Genomic DNA, 18,499 nt, shown 5'->3' with positions numbered 1-18,499 from the left:
ATGCCGCCAAAGGCGGCACCGGCGAAGCTGGCGCGAAGCGTCCTGGACAGTGCGAGCACGGCGCTACAATCGACAATCACGGAACCTTCTCGTCCGCTCTTCTCGCGGGGTTACCGCCCCGCAAGACCTTGACTTGTTGGTGGGAGGTCCTCTCCCCCGTTGGGGGCGAGGGTAGTCTCATCATCACTCGAACGATGGCGGTCCGGTGAGATCGCCATTGTCCTCGGTCGGGACCGTGATCTCGATGGTCGAGGGATCGACCGCTGGTCCCGTTCCCTTGTAATGCATGATCATCGCCGGGAAGGCGATGGCGAGACCCACCATGATGAGCTGGATGATGACGAAGGGCACTGCCCCCCAATAGATCTGGCCGGTGGTCACCGGCTGCAGCGTCGCAGCCGTGACACGGTCCTTGTAGGGCGCGCGCGGCGCCACCGAGCGCAAATAGAACAGCGCGAAGCCGAAAGGCGGATGCATGAAGCTCGTCTGCATGTTGATGCCGAGCAGCACGCCGAACCAGATGAGATCGACGCCGAGCGCCTCGGCCGGCCCCGCGAGCAGCGGCACGATGATGAAAGCGAGCTCGAAGAAATCGAGGAAGAAGGCGAGGACGAAGACGAGCAGGTTGACGAAGACGAGGAAGCCGAGCTGGCCGCCCGGCAGGCTGACCAGCAGATGCTCGACCCATTTATGGCCGTCGACGCCATAGAAGGTGAGCGAGAAGACACGCGCACCGATCAGGATGAAGATGACGAAGGCGGAAAGGTTCGTCGTCTGCTCGAGTGCCTGGCGCAACAGGCCGAAATTGAGTTGGCGGCGCGCCAGCGCGAGCAGCAGCGCGCCCGCCGCTCCCATGGCGCCGCCCTCGGTCGGCGTGGCGATGCCCTGGAAGATCGTGCCCAGCACCAGGAAGATGAGGATGAGCGGTGGCAGGAGATCGGCGATGATCTTCCACACTGCGCCCGCCACCGGCCGCGAGGGCGCATTGAGGAGCGACACGCCGCCGCCGATGAGGCCGAGCAGTGCTACGAAATAGACCCATTCGCCGGCGATCCAGGCGATGATGTCGAGAAGGTAATCGAGGCCGCGTTCGGAAGCGGGCGGCAAGGCGACAAAACCGGCATGGAAGGCCTGGGCGGCTTTCCACAGGGCACCCAAGGCGAGGAGCAGGAAGAGTGCGCCCAGGATCATTGACAAGATCTTCGGCAGATAGCGCAAGGCGGCAACATAGACGAGATAGACCAGGGCGAAGGCGCCGAGCATCGCCAGCATGCGTCCCCCTCCGCCGACGAAGCGCGCCTCGATCGCCTCGCTGACCCCGGGTACGAAGGCGTTGATCAGGTCGATGCCGAGCTTGGGCGCGAACAGCACGATCATACCCCACAGCACCAGCACCAGCGGGAAGGTCACGGCGGTGAGGACCGAACGGTAGTCGGCGCCTTCGCCGAAGGAGCGCGCCTCGGCCGGCAGTGCCGGCGCCGCTTTCGGATAGATCATCGTCATGATGAAGACGTAGGTCATGTAGAGCGCGGTGAGCACGAGGCCCGGGATGATGGCGCCGGTATACATGTCGCCGACCGAGCGGCCGAGCTGATCGGCGAGGATGATGAGGACGAGGCTTGGCGGGATGATCTGCGCCAAGGTGCCGGAGGCGGCGATGACGCCCGATGCCATGCGCCGGTCATAGCCATAGCGCAGCATGATGGGGAGCGAGATCAGCCCCATGGCGATGACGGAAGCCGCGACGACGCCGGTGGTGGCGGCGAGAAGAGCGCCGACAAAGATCACCGCATAGGCGACACCGCCTCTCACCGGACCGAAGAGCTTGCCCGCGGTGTCGAGCAATTCCTCGGCCATGCCGGATCGTTCGAGAATGAGCCCCATGAAGGTGAAGAAGGGAATGGCGAGCAGCGTTTCGTTCGCCATGATGCCATAGACGCGATCGGGCAAGGCCTGCAGCAGGTTGGGCGGGAAGAGGTCGAGATAGATGCCGAGCGCGCCGAAGGAGAGGCCGACAAAAGCTAATGAGAAAGCGACCGGATAGCCGAGCAGGAGGAAGATCACCAAGGCGGCGAACATGATCGGCGCCATGTTGTCGATGAGGAAGGCGGTCATCAGCTGAGGCCTCCCGCTTTATTGATGCGGCTCGAGCGGCGCATGAGACCCGTGATGCGGATGGGGATCGGGAATGAGGCCCTTCATGACGGCGATGCGCTTGGTGAGCTCGGATATGCCCTGGATGAAGAGCAGGAAGAAGCCGACAAGGATGAAGGCGCGGGCCGGCCAGATGATGAGGCCGCCGGCCGAGCCCGACATCTCGCCCGAGCGCAAGGCGCTCCAGACGAAAGGCACGCTCTCATAGGTCATCAGCGCCGCAAACGGCAGAAGCATCAGCACATGGCCGAAAATGTCTATCCAGTTGCGCCAATTCTGCGACAGACGGCTGGACACGATGTCGATGCGGATATGCTCGTTCCTCTGCAGCGTATAGGCGGCGGCCACCATGAAGACGCAGCCGAACAGATACCATTGCAGCTCGAGCCAGGCATTGGAACTGATGTCGAAAGCCTTGCGGATCACAGCATTGATCGCCGAGACCAGGATGGCGGCAAGGATCAGCCAGATGATGTGACGGCCGATGAAGGCCGTGACCGCATCGATCCAGCGGCTCAGCCTGAGCAATCCATCCATAAGGCACTTCCCCTTTTGTCAGCAGCGAGCAGGAACCCGCTTCAGCCCGGTTGACCGGGTCCTCGATTTGAGGCGAAACATTAGAAGGAAAGTTTGGCCGGCAACAAGCCTGAATTATAATCGTCGCATGATACCTTTGATTAAGCCCGACGGGCGCCAGTCGCCCACCGCCGCCGCCATCCAGAAAGGCGTGTGCCGGCATCTGCGCGCCGCGGGCTTCGCTACCCTCACGGAATTCACGCTCGCTTCCGGCCGGCGCGTCGACGTGATGGCGCTGTCGCCTTCCGGCCTGATCTGGATCGTCGAGATCAAGTCGTCGCTCGAGGACTTCCGCGCCGATCTCAAATGGCCGGAATATCGCGATTTCTGCGACCGGCTCTATTTCGCCATCACTACCGAGCTCACTCCTGAGATCATGCCGGCGGAAGCCGGCCTCATCATCGCCGATGCCTGGGGGGCGGAAGTCCAGCGCGATCCGGCCGAGCACCTGCTCCACGCCTCGCGGCGCAAGGCGATGACGCTCTCCTTCGCCCGTGCCGCGGCACTGCGGCTGCATGGACTCTATGATCCGGAGAGCTTTCCGTAAGGAATGTTACTTCGGCGCGCGCTTGGCGAGAATGCGCTGCAAGGTGCGGCGGTGCATGTTGAGACGACGCGCCGTCTCCGAGACATTGCGGTTGCACAATTCATAGACCCGCTGGATATGTTCCCAGCGCACGCGGTCCGCCGACATCGGGTTCTCCGGCAGCGCCGCCCGCGCCCCGCCCGCCCCCGTCAGCGCGCTATAGACCGCATCGGCATCGGCGGGCTTGGCCAGATAGTCGATGGCGCCGAGCTTCACCGCCGTCACCGCGGTCGCGATATTGCCATAGCCGGTCAAGACCACGGCGCGGGCATCGGGCCTGGAACGATGCAGCGCCTCGATGACATCGAGGCCGTTGCCGTCGCCGAGCCGCAAGTCGACCACGGCATAGCCCGGCGGCTCCTTCTTCACCTGCTCGACGCCCTCGGCCACGGTCTCCGCCATGCGCACGGAAAAACCGCGCGTCTCCATGGCGCGAGCAAGCCTGGTCAAAAAAGGCTTGTCGTCATCCACCAGAAGAAGGGTCAGATCCTGCGGCAGGTTGCTGTCGGTCATCAAAATGCACGTCCTTTCCGCCCCCTTATAGGGCGTAAGTTCCGCTATCTCAAACCCCACTCGCGACAGGGTTACGCAGCGCCATGTCGACCCTGTGACGCGGCCAGGAAATGCGCACGCTGGCGCCGTGATCGGGATAGGTCCGGTTGGCCAGCGCCACCTGGGCGCCGGAGCGCTCGAGCAGGGTCTTGGCGATGAAGAAGCCGAGGCCCATGCCCTCATGGCGCCCGGCCGCATCGCCGGCATCGCCCGGACCATAGCCCTTGCGCGAGGTGACGAAAGGATCACCCAGGCGGTCGATGATGTCCTGCGAGAAGCCCGGGCCGTCATCGCGCACCGTGATGGTGACGTCGGAGCCCGACCAGCGCGCCTCGACATCGACCCTGGTGGTGGCGAAATCCGCGGCATTCTCGATCAGATTGCCGAGCCCATAGGTGATGGCGGGGTTGCGGTCGAAAACCGGCTCTCCGTCGACCCGCGGCTTGCCGTCATCGGCAGGCTTCGCATCGACTTCGATCGTGACATCGGAGCCGCGCAACGGCGCCACGATGTCTTCCAGCATCACCAGCAGCTTCGCCCGGGCCATGATGGCATCGGCGGGCGTGTCGCGATTGGCGAGACGGGACAGGATCTCGCGACAGCGCGCCGCCTGGCTGATCAGGAGGTCGATATCCTCAGCCGTGTGGCCGCCCGCCGGCAGTTCGCGCTTCAACTCCTTGGCGACGAGGGCGATGGTGGCGAGCGGCGTGCCGAGCTCGTGCGCGGCGGCGGCGGCGAGACCATCGAGAGCCGACAGGCGCTGCTCGCGGGCAAGCACCAGTTCGGTCGCGGAAAGGGCGGCCGACATCTGGCGCGCTTCCTCGGCGATGCGGCGCGCATAGATGGCGGAGAAGACGGCGCCCGACACCAGCGCCGTCCACATGCCGACGATATAGATCGTCGGCAGCTCGAGCGGCGCCTCGGCGAACCACGGCAAGGGAAAATGATCGAAAGCGAGGAAGCTCGCGCAGACAAAGGCGATGCCGCTCAGAACCAAGGTCCATTTGATCGGCAGCGAGGTCGCCGAGACGGTGACCGGCACCAGGAAGAGGAAGGCGAAGGGATTCTCCAGACCGCCGGTGAGATAGAGGAGCAGCGCCAGTTGCAGGATGTCGTAGCCCAGGAGCAGCGCCGCATTGCGGTCGGTCAGGAGATTGCCGCGCCAGCGCAAGGTGAGGAAAATGTTGAGCCAGGCGGAAAGCGCGATCGCCGCCAGGCACCAGCCGACCGGGAGATCGAAGCCCAGGCCCCAATGCACCATGGCGACGGCCGCCGTCTGGCCCGCGACCGCGAGCCAGCGCAGCCGCACCAGGGTCTTCAGGCGCAAGCCCAGTTCGCCGGTCAGGAGGCCGGGCAGGAGGCTCGAGCCCTCCTCGGCCGGCGCTGAATTCACATCCGTCACCATGGCCTAAGTTCTAGCAAAGTGCGGGGAAGTCGTCAGTGCCGGAAGTGGCGCATGCCGGTGAAGACCATGGCGAGCCCCAATTCGTCAGCCGCCTTGATCACCTCGGCATCACGCATGGAGCCGCCGGGCTGGATGACGGCGGTGACGCCCGCTTCCGCCGCGGTGATAAGCCCGTCGGCAAAGGGGAAGAAGGCGTCGGAGGCGACGACGGCGCCTTTCGCGAGAGGCTCCGCCTGGCCTGTGGCCTTCGCCGCTTCGGCGCTCTTCGCCGCGGCGATGCGGGTCGAATCGACACGCGACATCTGCCCGGCGCCGATGCCGACGGTTGCCCCCTTCTTCGCATAGACGATGGCATTCGATTTCACATGCTTGGCAACGGTGAAGGCGAATTGCAGATCGGCAAGCTCTTCCGCCGTCGGCGCACGCTTCGTCACCACCTTGAGGTCTTGCGCCTCGACATGACCTTGGTCGCGCGACTGCAGGAGGAATCCGCCGGCGACCGTCTTGAACAACGCACCCGGCGCCCGTGGATCCGGCAGGCCCTTGGTGACGAGCAAGCGGAGGTTCTTCTTCTCGGCGATGATCTTGCGCGCCTCAGCGCTCGCCCCCGGCGCGATGATGACCTCGGTGAAGATCTTCACGATTTCTTCCGCCGACTCGGCATCGATCGCACGGTTGAAAGCGATGATGCCGCCAAAGGCCGAGACCGGGTCGCAGCTGAGCGCTTTCTTATAGGCGTCAGCGAGCGATGATCCCAAGGCCACGCCGCAAGGATTGGCGTGTTTCACGATCACGCAAGCCGCCGCGCCGGTATCGAACTCGGCGACGCATTCGAAGGCCGCATCGGTGTCGTTGATATTGTTGTAGGAGAGTTCCTTGCCCTGGAGCTGCTCGGCGGTGGCAACGCCTTCACGGTTCTCCGGGCTCTTGTAGAAGGCCGCCGACTGATGCGGGTTCTCGCCATAGCGCAGTTTCTGGATGAGCTTTCCGCCTAGTGCGGCGTAGTCCGGTGTTTCATCCTCAAGCTCGCGCGCAAACCACTGCGCAATGGCCGCATCATAAGAAGCCGTGCGAGCGAAGGCTTTGGCGGCCAAATAGCGGCGCGCCTTGTCACTCACCGCACCCTGGTTCGCATCGATGACCTCGAGCACATCATTATAGTCGGACGGATCTACAATCACGGCGAGGCTGCCGTGATTCTTGGCCGCGGCGCGCATCATCGCCGGCCCGCCAATGTCGATATTCTCGATCGCCACGTCCCATGCGGCGCCCTTCGCCGTCGCCGCTTCGAAGGGATAGAGATTGACGACAAGCAGCTCGAAAGGAGCTATCGCCTGGGCCGCGAGTGCCCTCACATGATCGGGATTGCCGCGATCAGCCAGGAGCCCGCCATGGATCTTGGGATGCAGCGTCTTGACCCGGCCGTCCATGATCTCGGGGAAGCCGGTGACCGAGGAGACATCCGTCACCTCAAGGCCTCCCGCCTTCAGCGCCTTGGCGGTGCCGCCGGTCGAGACGAGTTCGACACCGCGCCGGGCGAGTGCGCGGGCGAAATCGACGAGACCCGTCTTGTCGGAAACGGAAAGCAAAGCGCGGCGTAGGGGTGGCGACATCGAAGGGCCCCGGCTGTGGCAGAGAGGGCCCGTGATCTAGCACAGGCCACTGTCCATGCCATCAGAAAGGCAGTTCCGGCGCCCTATTTCCGGGCGTTTCCCGCTTGTCGCGCTTGGCGAGCCGCCGGAAGGCCCAATTCACCCGGTCGTGGCGGCCGATCACGCCCTTGAGCACGATCTGCTGGGTCCGCCTCGGCTGCGGCAGGCCCGCCAGATAGACGCTGTCGGCGAGATCGATGACGCAGCCCTTGGCGGCGAAGCGCCAGGCGGTGCGGTTGGCGAGAATCAGCATCACCGTCTCGCCGTCCTTGGACAGGGTCGCCTTGATCGACGGATGGAGATGGAAGCGCAGGACATAAGGCAGGCCCATCAAGGCAGGATCGCTGGCGCCGTCGCGGACAAGTCGGTCCTCGCCGCGGAAATCATCGCCGGCCACCGACAGATAGAGATCGCGCTCATGCAGGAGATTGCCGGTGAGCACATTGCCGCCACGAAAGAAGGTGCCGAAGCTGCCGCTGTCGCTCACCCCGCGCCGCTCGACTTGCGTCTTGCGCAAGCTGCCGGTCAGCCAGCTTAAAGGTCCTTGCGACCTCTCCAGAATATAAGAGTCGAGGCTCAGCGTGTTATGCGCCGCCGGTCCCGAAGCGGCATAGATCCAGCGCTTCGAGCCGTCGGCGGGAAGCCCGCAATTGACCACGATGCGCGAGGGCCCGTCGGAGAATTCGAAAGCGAGCGGACCCGAGCAGGCGGCATCCGGGCCGAAATCGGTGATGACGGTGGCGCCGCCATGCGCCATGCGGCTGAAGCCCGAATAGGCGGCGAGCGAGACGGGACGGCCAAGGGTCGTGTCCTGACCGAAGACGGCGCGCATCTCGCGCACCGACGGATCGGCGACGCCTTCGATGACGGCGAGCCCGTCATCGCCATGCGAGAAGAAGCGCAGCATCGGTAGCATGCGCTCAAGGCCGGCATTGAGCCGCTTCGGCAAGGGCTCGCGCGCGGCGATGATGGCGGAACGCAAGGGCACGAGATCGAGAAGAAGTTTCAAGAGCGTCGCCGGATTGCGCGACACATGGCCGCCATCGGGCAGGATCTGCTCGGCGATCGCCGTCTCCAGCCGTTCATAGGCGTGGCTGCGGAAAGTGGCGGAGGATTCGAAGGCGGTCACCGCATAAGCGAGCGCCAGCGCCTCTTCGATGCGGCCCGGCTCATGCGCCATTTGCGTTGTCTCGCGCGCAATGAGGCGCAGGAACTTGTCCTCGAAGGAAGAGCTCGCACCCTTGAGAAGGAAGGGCGCATGACGCACCAGGGCCATCAGCCGCACGGCCGCCACGTCGGGGTGTTTCGCTTCCTTGGGGAGGTTGCGCGCCTCGTTCACCCAATCGAGGACGAGAGTGCGCGCATAGGCGCGATGCATGGCGGACCCAGCGGCCTCGAGATGGGCGAGCCAGGCGAAGCCATGGAGCTCGATGAGCCAGGCGGGCTCGAGCACCGGTTTTGCGAAGATGCTGTGGGTTCCGCCGGAGATCGCCTGGCCCGCCAGCACGAAACGGTTGCGATAGATCTGGTGGCCGAGATCGGGATTGCCGAGGACGAGCGGAATGATCGGCCTGACGAGCTTCGACGGGCGCCAGCGCCGCAGCAGCCGGCTTCCAAAATCCTGCGCTCTTTCAATAGGTTGCAAGGTGGCGCCAAGCGCCGCCCTGAGGGCGCCGAACACTTCGAAACGGGACTCAAGGGCACGCAACATGGGCGTCGTTCAACGGCTCGATCTGTGGACGGATGGGGCTGTCCGGCCATTGGATGAGCTTAAGGTTAAGGATTGGCTAACGACATTCTCTTGGGCGCTTCCTCTATCGCCAAACCGGTACCCACTTTGGCGGGAAGCGCCGTCACAAGGCGCGCCAAGCGGGCGGCGTAAAAACCGTCAAGCCCTTGATCCTGGCCGATATTCATCGACGGCAAGCTTCGCAGATCACCCTTGGGCGTAATGAACCGGCTCTCACCCGCGACATCCTCCACCGCCAGCTTCACGCGGCCATAGTCGGGATGGCCCCCGAGAAAGCGCTCGACCTGGTCCTCGCCTTCCTCAGGCTCGAGCGAACAGGTGCAATAGATGAGGCTTCCGCCAGGCCTGACGAGTTTTGCCGCATGTGCAAGCAGGCGCGCCTGCAACTCCACGAGTTCCGCGATCTGCTGCTCGCTCTTGATGAAAGGCAGTTCCGGATGGCGGCGGATCGTGCCCGTGGCCGAGCACGGCGCGTCGAGCAGCACCGCATCAAAGAGCCGGTCCGACGGAAATTCCAGGACGTCGGCGACAACAAGCTCGGCTGCAAGCTTCAGCCGATCGAGATTCTCACTGACGCGCGCCATGCGCGGCGCCGACTGATCGACCGCCGTCACCTTGGCGCCACGTGCGGCAAGCTGCGCCGTCTTGCCGCCGGGTGCTGAACAGAGATCGAGCACCGTTCTCCCCGCAACGTCGCCCAGGAGCCGCACCGGCAAAGCGGCGGCCGCATCCTGGACCCACCAGGCGCCATCGCCGAAGCCTGGTAGACCTTCGATCGCACCCGATCTGTCCTTGAGCCGCACGGAGCCCGTCGGCAGGGCGATGCCGTTCAAGGCTTTCGCCCAAGCTTCTGGATCCGACTTGACCGAGAGATCGAGCGCCGGCTCGGCGAGATGAGCGTGGGCGATCGCTTCGGCGATGTCGTTGCCATAGGTCTTCGTCCAGCGCCGCCACAGCCAGTCCGGCACATTGAGGCGCGGCCGGTCGATCGGCTTCACATCGACGAGCTTGCGCAACACCGCATTGATGAGATTGGCGAAGTGGCGGGCATCGCGATCCTCGCGCGCCAGCGTCACGGCAAGATCGATCACCGCATGGGCCGGCGTTTCGAGATAGAGAAGCTGCGTCGTCCCCAGAAACAGGATCAGCGCGGCATTGCCCGATTTGCGCGGCAGCTTCTTTGTGAGAAAGCGAGCGATGATCGCCTCGCTCTCGCCCTTGCGGCGCAGAGAGGTCTGCACCAGAGCCACGACGAAAGCGCGGTCGCGCGGCTCGAGACCCGCCGCATGGAGCTGCATCAAGGCATCGTCGACGGGCCGCGCGTCATCGAGAACGGCCGACAGAATGGCAAGAGCGGCGCGGCGCGCCGCCAGTCCTGCCTTGTCGTTCTTGCGATGCTTTGCCGCGCTCAGCCCCATGGGCCCTTATTAGGACGCGCCGGTCCGCCTGACCAGGGACCGCTCGATTGCGCTTGCGGCGCCGCCCCGCCCATTTCACCGGCGATCTGCTTCAGGGCGGCGATGCGGTTCTCGGTTGCGGGATGGGTCGAGAACAGATTGTCCATGCGACGGCCCGACAGCGGATTGATGATGAACATATGGGCGGTAGCCGGATTGGCCTCGGCCGTATCGTTCTCGACATGGTGCGCCGCATTGGAAATGCGGGCGAGCGCCGAGGCGAGCGCCATCGGCTTGCCGGAGATCTCGGCACCGGCGCGGTCGGCGGAATATTCGCGGGTGCGGCTGATCGCCATTTGCACCAGCATGGCGGCAAGCGGAGCGACGATGATCATGAGCAAGGTGCCGATCATGCCCAAGCCCCCATTGCGGTCGCGGTCGCCGCCGCCGAAGAAGAAGGCGAAATTGCCGAGCATGGAAATGGCGCCGGCGATGGTCGCCGTCACCGTCATGATCAGCGTGTCGCGGTTGCGGATATGGGCGAGCTCATGCGCCATCACGCCCTCGATCTCGTCATAGCTCAGGCTCGACAGCAGCCCTGAGGTCGCGGCGACCGCGGCATGCTCGGGATCGCGCCCGGTGGCGAAGGCGTTGGGCTGCGGGTTGTCCATGACATAGACCTTGGGCATGGGCAGTCCGGCATTGCGGGAAAGCCGCTCGATCATATCGTAGAAGTCCGGCGATGCGGCGCGGTCGATCTGGCGCGCGCCATGCATCGAGAGCACCATCTTGTCGGAATTCCAATAGGCAAAGGCGTTCATGCCGACCGAGAAGACGAGCGCGATCAGCATGCCGGTCTGGCCGCCAATGGCATAGCCAACAGCCAGGAACAGGGCCACGAGCCCCGCCAGCAGAATTCCGGTCCGCATCACATTCATCAAACTGTCTCCGTTGCCTTGCACCAGATGCAATTCAGTCCCTATATGATGGGTATGGCTGACCTCTACGACAAGAGTGGAAAGGACCTTCCCGCGGCGGCGCAACGTGCACTTGCCGAGGCGGCCGCTCGGCGCAAGGCAGCGCAAGTGCCCGATCTTCCCAGGGAAGTTAACGGCCGCGACGGTCCGGAACCGACGCGCTTCGGCGACTGGGAAGTGAAGGGCATCGCCAGCGACTTCTAGAAACCCAGCGCTTTCCGGACATCCGTCGCAGACACCCCTTCCTGGCGAAGGTCGCTCAACGATCGGCTGCCGAGGCTCTTCGACAATTTGCGCCCCGCCTCGTCATTGATGAGCGCGTGATGGAAATAGCGCGGCACCGGCAAGCGCAGGAGATGCTGCAACAGGCGGTGGATCGATGTCGCGTGGAAGAGATCGCGGCCGCGCACCACATGGGTGACGCCCTGGCGCGTATCGTCGATCACGACCGCGACGTGATAGCTGGTGCCGATGTCCTTGCGCACGAGCACGACGTCGCCCCAGCCTTCCGGGCGAGCGATCTCGTTCACCGCTGAGCCCGAGCTTTCCTCGCTGAAGGTGAGGTGTGCCGGAAGCTCGGCGAGCGCCCGGCTCATGTCGATGCGCCAGGCCGCCGGATCGCCGCGCGCCAGGCGTTGGCTGCGGTCTTCCTTCGTCATGTGCCGACAGGTGCCGGGATAAAGCGGCTGGCCTTCGGGATCGCGCGACGCTTCGTCCCCAACTGCCCGCGCAATGTCCTGGCGCGAGCAGAAGCAGGGATAGAGGAGGCCCCGATCGCGCAAGGTCTGCTGGGCCGCGTGATAATCGCCGAGATTCGCGCTCTGGCGTAGAACCGGCTCTTCCCACTGGAGGCCGAGCCAGCCGAGATCGGCCAGCATCAGCGACGTGAGCGCGGGTGTGCAACGGATGGTGTCGATATCCTCGATGCGCAACAGGAAGCGGCCTTCCGTCGCGCGCGCCATCTTCTCATTCAGCAGGGCCGAAAAAGCATGGCCCAGATGCAAGCGGCCATTGGGGCTGGGGGCGAAACGGAAAACGGGTGGGCTCATGACTATTCTTGGTTTCGGGATGCTCTATAACACGCGCCATGCACAGGACCATCGAGAGCGAAGCCGACCTGGTCGAAGGGGTGGAGTGGCTGCTCACCCATGAGCCGCGTTTCTCCCGCGTCATCGGCGCGACCGGCCTGCCGCCGCTCAGGCGGGCGCCGGGCGGGCTGCCGGGCCTCTTGCGCATCGTCACCGAGCAGATGATCTCGCTCCGGGCGGCGGATGCGATCTGGCGCAGGATCGAGCGCGAGCTGGCGCCGCTCGACCCGCAGGCGATCCTGCGGCGCCGGCATGCGACGCTCATGAAGCTCGGCCTCTCCGGCGCCAAGAGCCGCACCTTCCATGCCCTGGCGCGGGCCGCCCATAGAGGCGAGTTCAGGGTCGATTCGCTCCATCTTCATTCCGACGAAGAGGCGATCGCGGCGCTCACCGCCCTCCCCGGCATCGGGCCCTGGACCGCCGATATCTATGTGCTCTCCTGCCTCGGCCGGGCCGATGCTTGGCCGACCGGGGATCTGGCGCTCCAGGCCTCGGCCGCCGACCTCTTCGGGCTCACGAAAAGGCCGGATTCCCGTGCCATGCTGTCTTTGGCCGAAACTTGGCGACCTTGGCGGTCGATCGCCGCGAGGCTGCTCTGGGCTCACTACCGCAGTCTCAAGGGCCTGCCGCAGGCGGTGTCCTAGAGACTGTCATAAAGGGCCTTCACAGCCCTGACACACAAGATGTAGAATATGAACCCATGTTACAGGAGGACGGTGCCGGAGCTCACCATCCAACCATATCTCCGGAAGCATGCCCCGCATTGGTGCTGAATGCGGATTACAGGCCTCTGAGCTATTATCCACTGTCGCTCTGGAGCTGGCAGGATGCCATCAAGGCGGTGTTCCTCGACCGTGTGAACATCGTCTCGGAGTATGAGCGCGTCGTGCGCAGCCCCGCTTTCGAGATGCGCATCCCTTCCGTCGTCTCCCTCAAGACCTATGTGAAGCCGGCGCGCAACCCCGCTTTCACCCGGTTCAATCTGTTCCTGCGCGACCGCTTCACCTGCCAATATTGCGGCGACCGCCGCGACCTCACCTTCGACCATGTCGTCCCGCGCTCGAAAGGCGGCCAGACGACCTGGGACAATGTCGTCACCGCCTGCTCGCCCTGCAATCTCAGGAAGGGCGGGCAATTGCCGCGCGAGGCGGAAATGTGGCCGGCCCATAAACCGATCCGGCCGACCATCAGCCAGCTCCATGCCAATGGGCGGATGTTTCCGCCCAATTTCTTGCATGACAGCTGGCAGGACTATCTCTACTGGGATACCGAGCTGGAGCCTTAATCGGTCGTCAGCCGTGTCTTGATGCGCCTCTAAGCGCGACAGCCGCGAGCGCCGCACAGATCACCGCATTCCAGCCTGCGAGCGACAGACCCAGGATCCGGATCGCCGCCTCATCGCAGCGCACCACCGGCTCGTTGGTGAGGGTCGGCAGGCCATCGCCCAGGGCGCCGCCGCAGGTGTCGGGCCCCGGCCAGAACTTCCATTCGGCGCCGGCGTGATAAATGCCGAAGATGCTGTTGGCGATGAGGATGAGCGCCAAGAGCAGGAGTCCGAAGCGGGCGATGCCGGCGTTGCTGCGCGCGATGCCGGCGAAAATGAGGCTCAAGGGGATCACCGCATAATAGGCCCAGCGCTGCTGCAGGCAGAGCGGACAGGGTGCATAGCCCGCCCATTGAAACAGGAACGCGCCGATGATCGTCAGCAGGCTGACGATGAATATGATCAGCAAGGCACTGCGCTGGGTGATCATCATTGTCTAAATCAACAGGCGGCGAGCGCGCCCCCTCCGAGATACTTGGCGGCGAAGTAGAGCAGGATGAGTATGGCGGCGGCAAGGCCGGCGATCAGGCCCAGGCGCTTCTCGATGAAGTGGCGGATCGGTTCGCCATAGCGGCGCATGGCCCAGGCGAGCGCCATGAAGCGGGCACCCCTGGCGATGATGCAGGAGAGGACAAAGAAGCCGAAGCTGATCTGGACGACGCCCGCCAGGATGGTGACGACCTTGATCGGCGGCAAATGGGCGAGACCCGACGTCACCAGGAGCAGCATGATCGTGTCTTCGCCGGTGCATTGGCGCAATTGCTCGAACTCGTCGAGCTTGCCGTAAAAATCGAGCACCGGACGCGCCAGCGCGTCATAGGCAAAAAGCCCGAGGAAATATCCGGCAATGCCGCCCAAGGTCGAGGCCACGGTCGCCACGATGGCGTAGCGATAGGCGCGCTCGGGCCGCGCCAGCGCCATAGGCAGATAGAGGACATCTGCAGGGATCAAGAAGACCGAGCTCTCGATGAAAGCGATGACGGCAAGCCATATTTCCGCCGTCTTGCGGGCGGCGAGCGACAAGGTCCAGTCATAAAGGGCACGAAGCATGAAGGGGAGGTGTGTAGCGGCGTTGAGCTTTTCCGTCGAGGCTTATCTTTTAGCGTGGGTCATGGGCGTGATCAGCGATCAGACGCTGCGCCAGTCTGCGATCGAAAGCGGCGGGACGCATGAAGATCGACAGGTCATTGACACGCAGCACTTCGCGAGCGAGGCCCGCGGCCGCCTGGTAATGAGGCCGCGATGCATAATCGTGGAAGGCGATAAAGGCGCGCTCGCCACAATGGAGCAGAACTTGCCCGAAACAAGCGAGGCGGAAACGCCCGTCGATCAGATAGAGATCGGCTTCGGCGAGACGCGGATCTCCCCACATGCTCGAATGATAGAGCGGCCAGCGGTCGCGTGAAGTCTCGCTTTTGGGAAAGCCCCATTCGCCGGTTTCGCCGATGTCGACATAAGAGAGCGTGGGCGTGAGGCGCGTCTTCCTTTCGCGGCAAGCCTCGGCCACCCGATCGAGCCAGCTTTGCGATGAATCGAAAGCGACCACCCAATCCTTCACTTGCGCCGCCGCTTGCACGGTGCTGGCGCCCGAGCCGAACTCCACATAGCGCTCGGCACAACGGATGAAACCGTCGAACGTCTTCCACTCGTCTGGCGCCATGGTGATGTGCACGAAGAATGCTCTCCTCAATCGAAGGCGGGACGCACGCGGCGCAGAGATTTGACCCGGGACGTGCGCGCCTTGGCGTCGAGCCGGCGCTGTTTGGACGCCTTGGTCGGCCTGGTGGCGATGCGCTTCTTGGGCCTGACTGCGGCGCGCTTCAGAAGGGCGGTAAGGCGGCCCAAGGCTTCGGCGCGATTGCGCTCCTGCGAGCGATGCGTGTCGGCGGTGATGACGAGGACATTGTCGAGGGTGAGCTGGCGCCCGGCCAGAAGCTGCAAACGCTGCATCATGTCGAGCGGCAGATCGGCGCGCTTGAGATCGCAGCGCAACTCGACCGCGGTCGAAACCTTGTTGACATTCTGGCCGCCGGGACCGGAAGCGCGGATGAAGCGCTCGCTGAGCGCGTCGTCAGGGATGGATAGGGTGGCCGTGATGCGGATCATCGCGGCAATCTAGCGCGATTCCGCCTCAAGGTAAGAGAGACCTTCTCCCACAGGTGTTCGGGAAAAGGTCTCATGCTTTCGTCAGGCCGCAACAGCCTTTCGGCGCAGCGCGACATATTGCAGCTCGCCCAGAACCGCCACCACGACGGCCTGTACGAGCACGAAGGCATAGCCCAGCGCATTGGGCGCGATCAGGCCGCTCACCAGCAGGACGAGCGAGCTTAAGGTCCACAGCGCATTGCAGGCGATGATGAACCATACGGGCTTCACCGGAATGACAGGCCGGCCCGCGATGATGGCGACGAAGAGGACATAGGGCACGAGAATGAGGCCGGCCTCGAAAATAAGGCCGCCCGGAATGGCGAGCAGCCCTGAGAGGAAGCTCGCGCCGAGAATCATCAGGGCGCCGGTGGCGCCGCTGGCAATGGCATCGGCGATCAGGACATAGCGCAGGAATTGGGGATGGCTGGTCGACATGGTCGTCTCCTTTCTTCGATAGGTCCATGATGGAAAGGAGAGAGAGGCAAGTCGATTACCTCTGAGGTCATGGAGATGCCTTTGTCCATGGGGTATCGTCCGGGTATGAGCGAAGCGGCAAAGACATTCGGCGAGCAGTTGCGCGACTGGCGGACAAGGCGGCGGCTGAGCCAGCTCGATCTTGCCGGCGAGGCGGAGATCTCGACCCGCCATCTGAGCTTCATCGAGACCGGCCGCTCGGTGCCGTCGCGCGGCATGGTGCTGAAGCTCGCCGAGGTGATCGACCTGCCCTTGCGCGAGCGCAATATGCTGCTGCTCGCGGCGGGTTATGCGCCGGCCTTTGCCGAACGGAAGCTCGACGACCCCTCGCTCGCCGCGGCGCGCCAGGCGATCGACCTCATCCTCAAGGGCCACGCGCCCTATCCGGCGCTTGCCATCGACCGGCACTGGACCCTCATTGCGGCCAATGACACGGCGATGAAGCTGATGGGGGGCGTCGCGGCCCACCTCGCCCAGCCGCCGGTCAATGTCCTGCGCCTCAGCCTGCATCCCGAAGGCCTCAGCACCCGCATCGAGAATTTGAGCGAATGGCGGGCGCATCTTCTCGACCGCCTGCGCCGGCAGATCGACGTGACCGGCGATCCGGTCCTCATCGCCCTCCTCGCCGAGCTTGCCGCCTATCCGCATCCCGCGAGCGCCCGGCCGCATGCCGATTATGGCGGCGTCGTGGTGCCGCTCCGCCTCAAAGCGGGAGAGGACGTCCTCTCCTTCCTCTCCACCACCACGGTGTTCGGGACGCCGGTCGATGTGACCTTGTCGGAACTGGCGCTGGAAAGCCTCTTCCCGGCCGATCCCGAAACCGCCCGGGCCTTGCACGCCCTCGTGTGAGCGCGATCAGCTGGACGCCAGCGCAGCGGTGTTCGCCTCACTGTCGTTGAGACTGGTCTCGATGTCAGACCCGCGGATCAGTGTCAGGTCGACAGGACAGCGATCGGCGATGGCGAGGATCTTCTGGCGCTGCTCGTCGTCGAGCGGGCCCTCGAGCGTGATCGTTCGGGTGAAGAGATCGGCCCGCACCTCGTCAGGGCGCTTGGAGTGCGTCACCACGGTGCGCGCCCGCGTCAGCCTGTAGCCCTTGCGCTCGGCATACATCCGCATCGTCATCGTCGTGCAGGCGGCAAGGCCGGCGGACACCAGTTCATAGGGCGAAAGCCCGCTGCCCATCCCGCCGACGCTCTCCGGCTCGTCGGCAAGAAAGCGATGCCGGCCGCTGCGCATCGCCAGCTGATAGGCGCCTTTTCCCGTCTCCTCGGCAATGACGCCGTGAGCCTCTTCGACCTGAGGCAGATCCTCCATCAGCGGCGGAAGACAGCGCAATGCCCAGGCACTGATGATCGTGGCGGCATAATCGGCATCGGCGCGCCGGGTCAGCAAGTGGTCGGCGTCGTCGAGCGAGACGAAGCTCTTCGGATGCTTGGCGGCGGCGAATATGCGGCCTGCGTTCTCGATGCCGACCGTCGTATCGCGCGGGGCGTGCAGGATCAGCAATGGCCGGTGAAGCTTGGCGATATGCGCCTCGAGATCATGTCGGCGGACATCGTCGATGAAGCCCTTGCGCAGGATAAAAGGACGATTGGCCAAGCTCACCTCGGCCTCGCCCTCGGCTTCTATGCGCCTGAGGCTGTCCGCATCGAAGTGATGCAGCACATGCGCCACATCGGACGGGGCCGCGACCGTGGCAACCGCCTTGATCATCGGCATCTCGCCGGCGGCCGCCAGAACGGCGGCGCCTCCGAGACTGTGCCCGATAAGCAGCGTCGGCGCCATGCCGGAAGCTGCCATCGCCGCGCCGGCGGCGACCAGGTCGCCGACATCGGCGGCGAAGGTTGCATCGGCGAACGCGCCGCCGCTGGTCCCGAGCCCGGCGAAGTCGAAGCGCAGCACGCCGATCCCGTTGAGCGCCAGGGCGCGCGCCACCCGCACCGAGGCGAGGCTCTCCTTTCCGCAGGTAAAGCAATGGGCGAGGATCGCCCAGCCGCGCGGCGTCGTCTCGGGCTGTTCGATGCGGCCGGAAAGCCGGTATCCCTTGGGGCTTTGAAACTCGAATGACTGGCTCGCCATGGACTGGTTTCTCCCCTGCGGTGGGCCGACCTGCCCTCCTTGGCGTTATATAACGCACCAAAAGGGGCCGGCGGCAGTCCCTTAGGTCCGGGCGCGCTTTGCGGTTGACGGGAGGGCCGACCTGCCTCTACACCCTGCCCCTGGTTTGGCCTCTGTGGCGGAATGGTAGACGCGGCAGACTCAAAATCTGTTGCTCGCAAGGGCGTGGGGGTTCGAGTCCCTCCAGGGGCACCAGCCTTCGCTCGCGAAGCGTGCGAAGGTTGCTGCGCCGGAGCCCAAAGGGCGAAGGCGGGCCTGTTTCCGCGAGCTACGGCTCGGCAAGCCATCCTGCATG

The 18,499-nt window shown here is 64.4% G+C and carries 20 protein-coding genes and 1 tRNA gene; 6 read left to right on the top strand and 15 right to left on the bottom strand.

Annotated elements, in window-relative coordinates:
- Positions 1 to 183 precede the first annotated feature (183 nt).
- Together DS839_RS13225 and DS839_RS13220 are read right to left on the bottom strand one after the other, a co-directional pair.
- The gene (locus tag DS839_RS13225) at positions 184 to 2,115 is read right to left on the bottom strand and encodes a TRAP transporter large permease (protein ID WP_119270789.1); all 1,932 of its coding nucleotides are present in this window, start codon (positions 2,113 to 2,115) and stop codon (positions 184 to 186) included.
- An 18-nt stretch (positions 2,116 to 2,133) separates the two neighbouring features.
- On the bottom strand, positions 2,134 to 2,691 hold the full coding sequence (locus DS839_RS13220; RefSeq protein ID WP_119270788.1) for a TRAP transporter small permease subunit: 558 nt from the start codon (positions 2,689 to 2,691) through the stop codon (positions 2,134 to 2,136).
- Between the two features lie 127 nt (positions 2,692 to 2,818).
- On the opposite strand from DS839_RS13220, the gene DS839_RS13215 reads away from it, so the two are divergent.
- Complete coding sequence (locus tag DS839_RS13215; RefSeq protein ID WP_119270787.1) at positions 2,819 to 3,277, top strand: MmcB family DNA repair protein; 459 nt, start codon at positions 2,819 to 2,821, stop codon at positions 3,275 to 3,277.
- A gap of 6 nt (positions 3,278 to 3,283) precedes the next feature.
- On the opposite strand, the gene DS839_RS13210 is transcribed toward DS839_RS13215, so the two are convergent.
- From DS839_RS13210 to htpX, 6 genes are all read right to left on the bottom strand, one after another.
- On the bottom strand, positions 3,284 to 3,829 hold the full coding sequence (locus DS839_RS13210) for an ActR/PrrA/RegA family redox response regulator transcription factor (protein WP_119270786.1): 546 nt from the start codon (positions 3,827 to 3,829) through the stop codon (positions 3,284 to 3,286).
- 49 nt (positions 3,830 to 3,878) lie between these two features.
- Positions 3,879 to 5,273 carry an ActS/PrrB/RegB family redox-sensitive histidine kinase gene (locus tag DS839_RS13205; RefSeq protein ID WP_119270785.1) on the bottom strand — a complete coding sequence of 465 codons (1,395 nt, stop codon included), beginning with the start codon at positions 5,271 to 5,273 and terminating at the stop codon, positions 3,879 to 3,881.
- A 32-nt stretch (positions 5,274 to 5,305) separates the two neighbouring features.
- On the bottom strand, positions 5,306 to 6,886 hold the full coding sequence (purH, locus tag DS839_RS13200; RefSeq protein ID WP_119270784.1) for a bifunctional phosphoribosylaminoimidazolecarboxamide formyltransferase/IMP cyclohydrolase: 1,581 nt from the start codon (positions 6,884 to 6,886) through the stop codon (positions 5,306 to 5,308).
- 61 nt (positions 6,887 to 6,947) lie between these two features.
- Positions 6,948 to 8,636, bottom strand: a complete 1,689-nt coding sequence (locus DS839_RS13195; RefSeq protein ID WP_119270783.1) for a heparinase II/III family protein — start codon at positions 8,634 to 8,636, stop codon at positions 6,948 to 6,950.
- Between the two features lie 65 nt (positions 8,637 to 8,701).
- A complete protein-coding gene (locus DS839_RS13190; RefSeq protein WP_119270782.1) occupies positions 8,702 to 10,093 on the bottom strand; it encodes an RsmB/NOP family class I SAM-dependent RNA methyltransferase in 1,392 nt (463 codons plus the stop codon).
- Entirely contained in the window at positions 10,084 to 11,010 is a 927-nt protein-coding gene (gene htpX / locus DS839_RS13185) for a zinc metalloprotease HtpX (protein WP_119270781.1), read from the bottom strand. The genes DS839_RS13190 and htpX overlap by 10 nt, the downstream gene beginning before the upstream one ends.
- 54 nt (positions 11,011 to 11,064) lie before the next feature.
- Between htpX and DS839_RS13180 the strand changes: the two genes are divergently transcribed.
- Positions 11,065 to 11,253: a DUF1674 domain-containing protein gene (locus DS839_RS13180; protein ID WP_119270822.1), complete on the top strand. Its 189-nt coding sequence runs from the start codon at positions 11,065 to 11,067 to the stop codon at positions 11,251 to 11,253.
- Here the strand turns inward: DS839_RS13180 and gluQRS are convergent.
- Positions 11,250 to 12,098: a tRNA glutamyl-Q(34) synthetase GluQRS gene (gene gluQRS / locus DS839_RS13175; protein ID WP_119270780.1), complete on the bottom strand. Its 849-nt coding sequence runs from the start codon at positions 12,096 to 12,098 to the stop codon at positions 11,250 to 11,252. The two genes, DS839_RS13180 and gluQRS, sit on opposite strands and share 4 nt — an antisense overlap.
- Before the next feature lie 38 nt (positions 12,099 to 12,136).
- Between gluQRS and DS839_RS13170 the strand changes: the two genes are divergently transcribed.
- Together DS839_RS13170 and DS839_RS13165 are read left to right on the top strand one after the other, a co-directional pair.
- Positions 12,137 to 12,781, top strand: a complete 645-nt coding sequence (locus DS839_RS13170) for a DNA-3-methyladenine glycosylase family protein (protein ID WP_119270779.1) — start codon at positions 12,137 to 12,139, stop codon at positions 12,779 to 12,781.
- 56 nt (positions 12,782 to 12,837) lie between these two features.
- Entirely contained in the window at positions 12,838 to 13,422 is a 585-nt protein-coding gene (locus DS839_RS13165) for an HNH endonuclease (protein WP_119270778.1), read from the top strand.
- Between the two features lie 7 nt (positions 13,423 to 13,429).
- Here the strand turns inward: DS839_RS13165 and DS839_RS13160 are convergent, their stop codons facing one another.
- From DS839_RS13160 to DS839_RS13140, 5 genes are all read right to left on the bottom strand, one after another.
- A complete protein-coding gene (locus DS839_RS13160) occupies positions 13,430 to 13,894 on the bottom strand; it encodes a disulfide bond formation protein B (RefSeq protein ID WP_119270777.1) in 465 nt (154 codons plus the stop codon).
- An 8-nt stretch (positions 13,895 to 13,902) separates the two neighbouring features.
- Positions 13,903 to 14,511, bottom strand: a complete 609-nt coding sequence (locus DS839_RS13155; protein ID WP_119270776.1) for a YqaA family protein — start codon at positions 14,509 to 14,511, stop codon at positions 13,903 to 13,905.
- Positions 14,512 to 14,560: 49 nt separating this feature from the next.
- Positions 14,561 to 15,133, bottom strand: coding sequence for a hypothetical protein (locus tag DS839_RS13150; RefSeq protein ID WP_162918492.1), 573 nt, complete (start codon positions 15,131 to 15,133; stop codon positions 14,561 to 14,563).
- Between the two features lie 14 nt (positions 15,134 to 15,147).
- Complete coding sequence (gene arfB / locus DS839_RS13145; RefSeq protein ID WP_119270774.1) at positions 15,148 to 15,567, bottom strand: alternative ribosome rescue aminoacyl-tRNA hydrolase ArfB; 420 nt, start codon at positions 15,565 to 15,567, stop codon at positions 15,148 to 15,150.
- 81 nt (positions 15,568 to 15,648) lie between these two features.
- The gene (locus DS839_RS13140; protein ID WP_119270773.1) at positions 15,649 to 16,044 is read right to left on the bottom strand and encodes a hypothetical protein; all 396 of its coding nucleotides are present in this window, start codon (positions 16,042 to 16,044) and stop codon (positions 15,649 to 15,651) included.
- 105 nt (positions 16,045 to 16,149) lie between these two features.
- On the opposite strand from DS839_RS13140, the gene DS839_RS13135 reads away from it, so the two are divergent.
- Positions 16,150 to 16,932, top strand: a complete 783-nt coding sequence (locus DS839_RS13135; protein WP_119270772.1) for a helix-turn-helix domain-containing protein — start codon at positions 16,150 to 16,152, stop codon at positions 16,930 to 16,932.
- A 6-nt stretch (positions 16,933 to 16,938) separates the two neighbouring features.
- Here DS839_RS13135 and DS839_RS13130 read toward each other — a convergent pair whose 3' ends face one another.
- A complete protein-coding gene (locus DS839_RS13130) occupies positions 16,939 to 18,165 on the bottom strand; it encodes a bifunctional alpha/beta hydrolase/OsmC family protein (protein ID WP_119270771.1) in 1,227 nt (408 codons plus the stop codon).
- Positions 18,166 to 18,313: 148 nt separating this feature from the next.
- Here DS839_RS13130 and DS839_RS13125 point away from each other — a divergent pair.
- Positions 18,314 to 18,399: transfer RNA gene (locus DS839_RS13125), tRNA-Leu, on the top strand.
- The last annotated feature ends 100 nt before the right edge of the window (positions 18,400 to 18,499 follow it).

It is taken from the genome of Taklimakanibacter deserti, from assembly GCA_003574785.1.
Note: the sequence above shows the minus strand (reverse complement) of the source record. Positions and strands in the feature narration are given on the sequence as shown.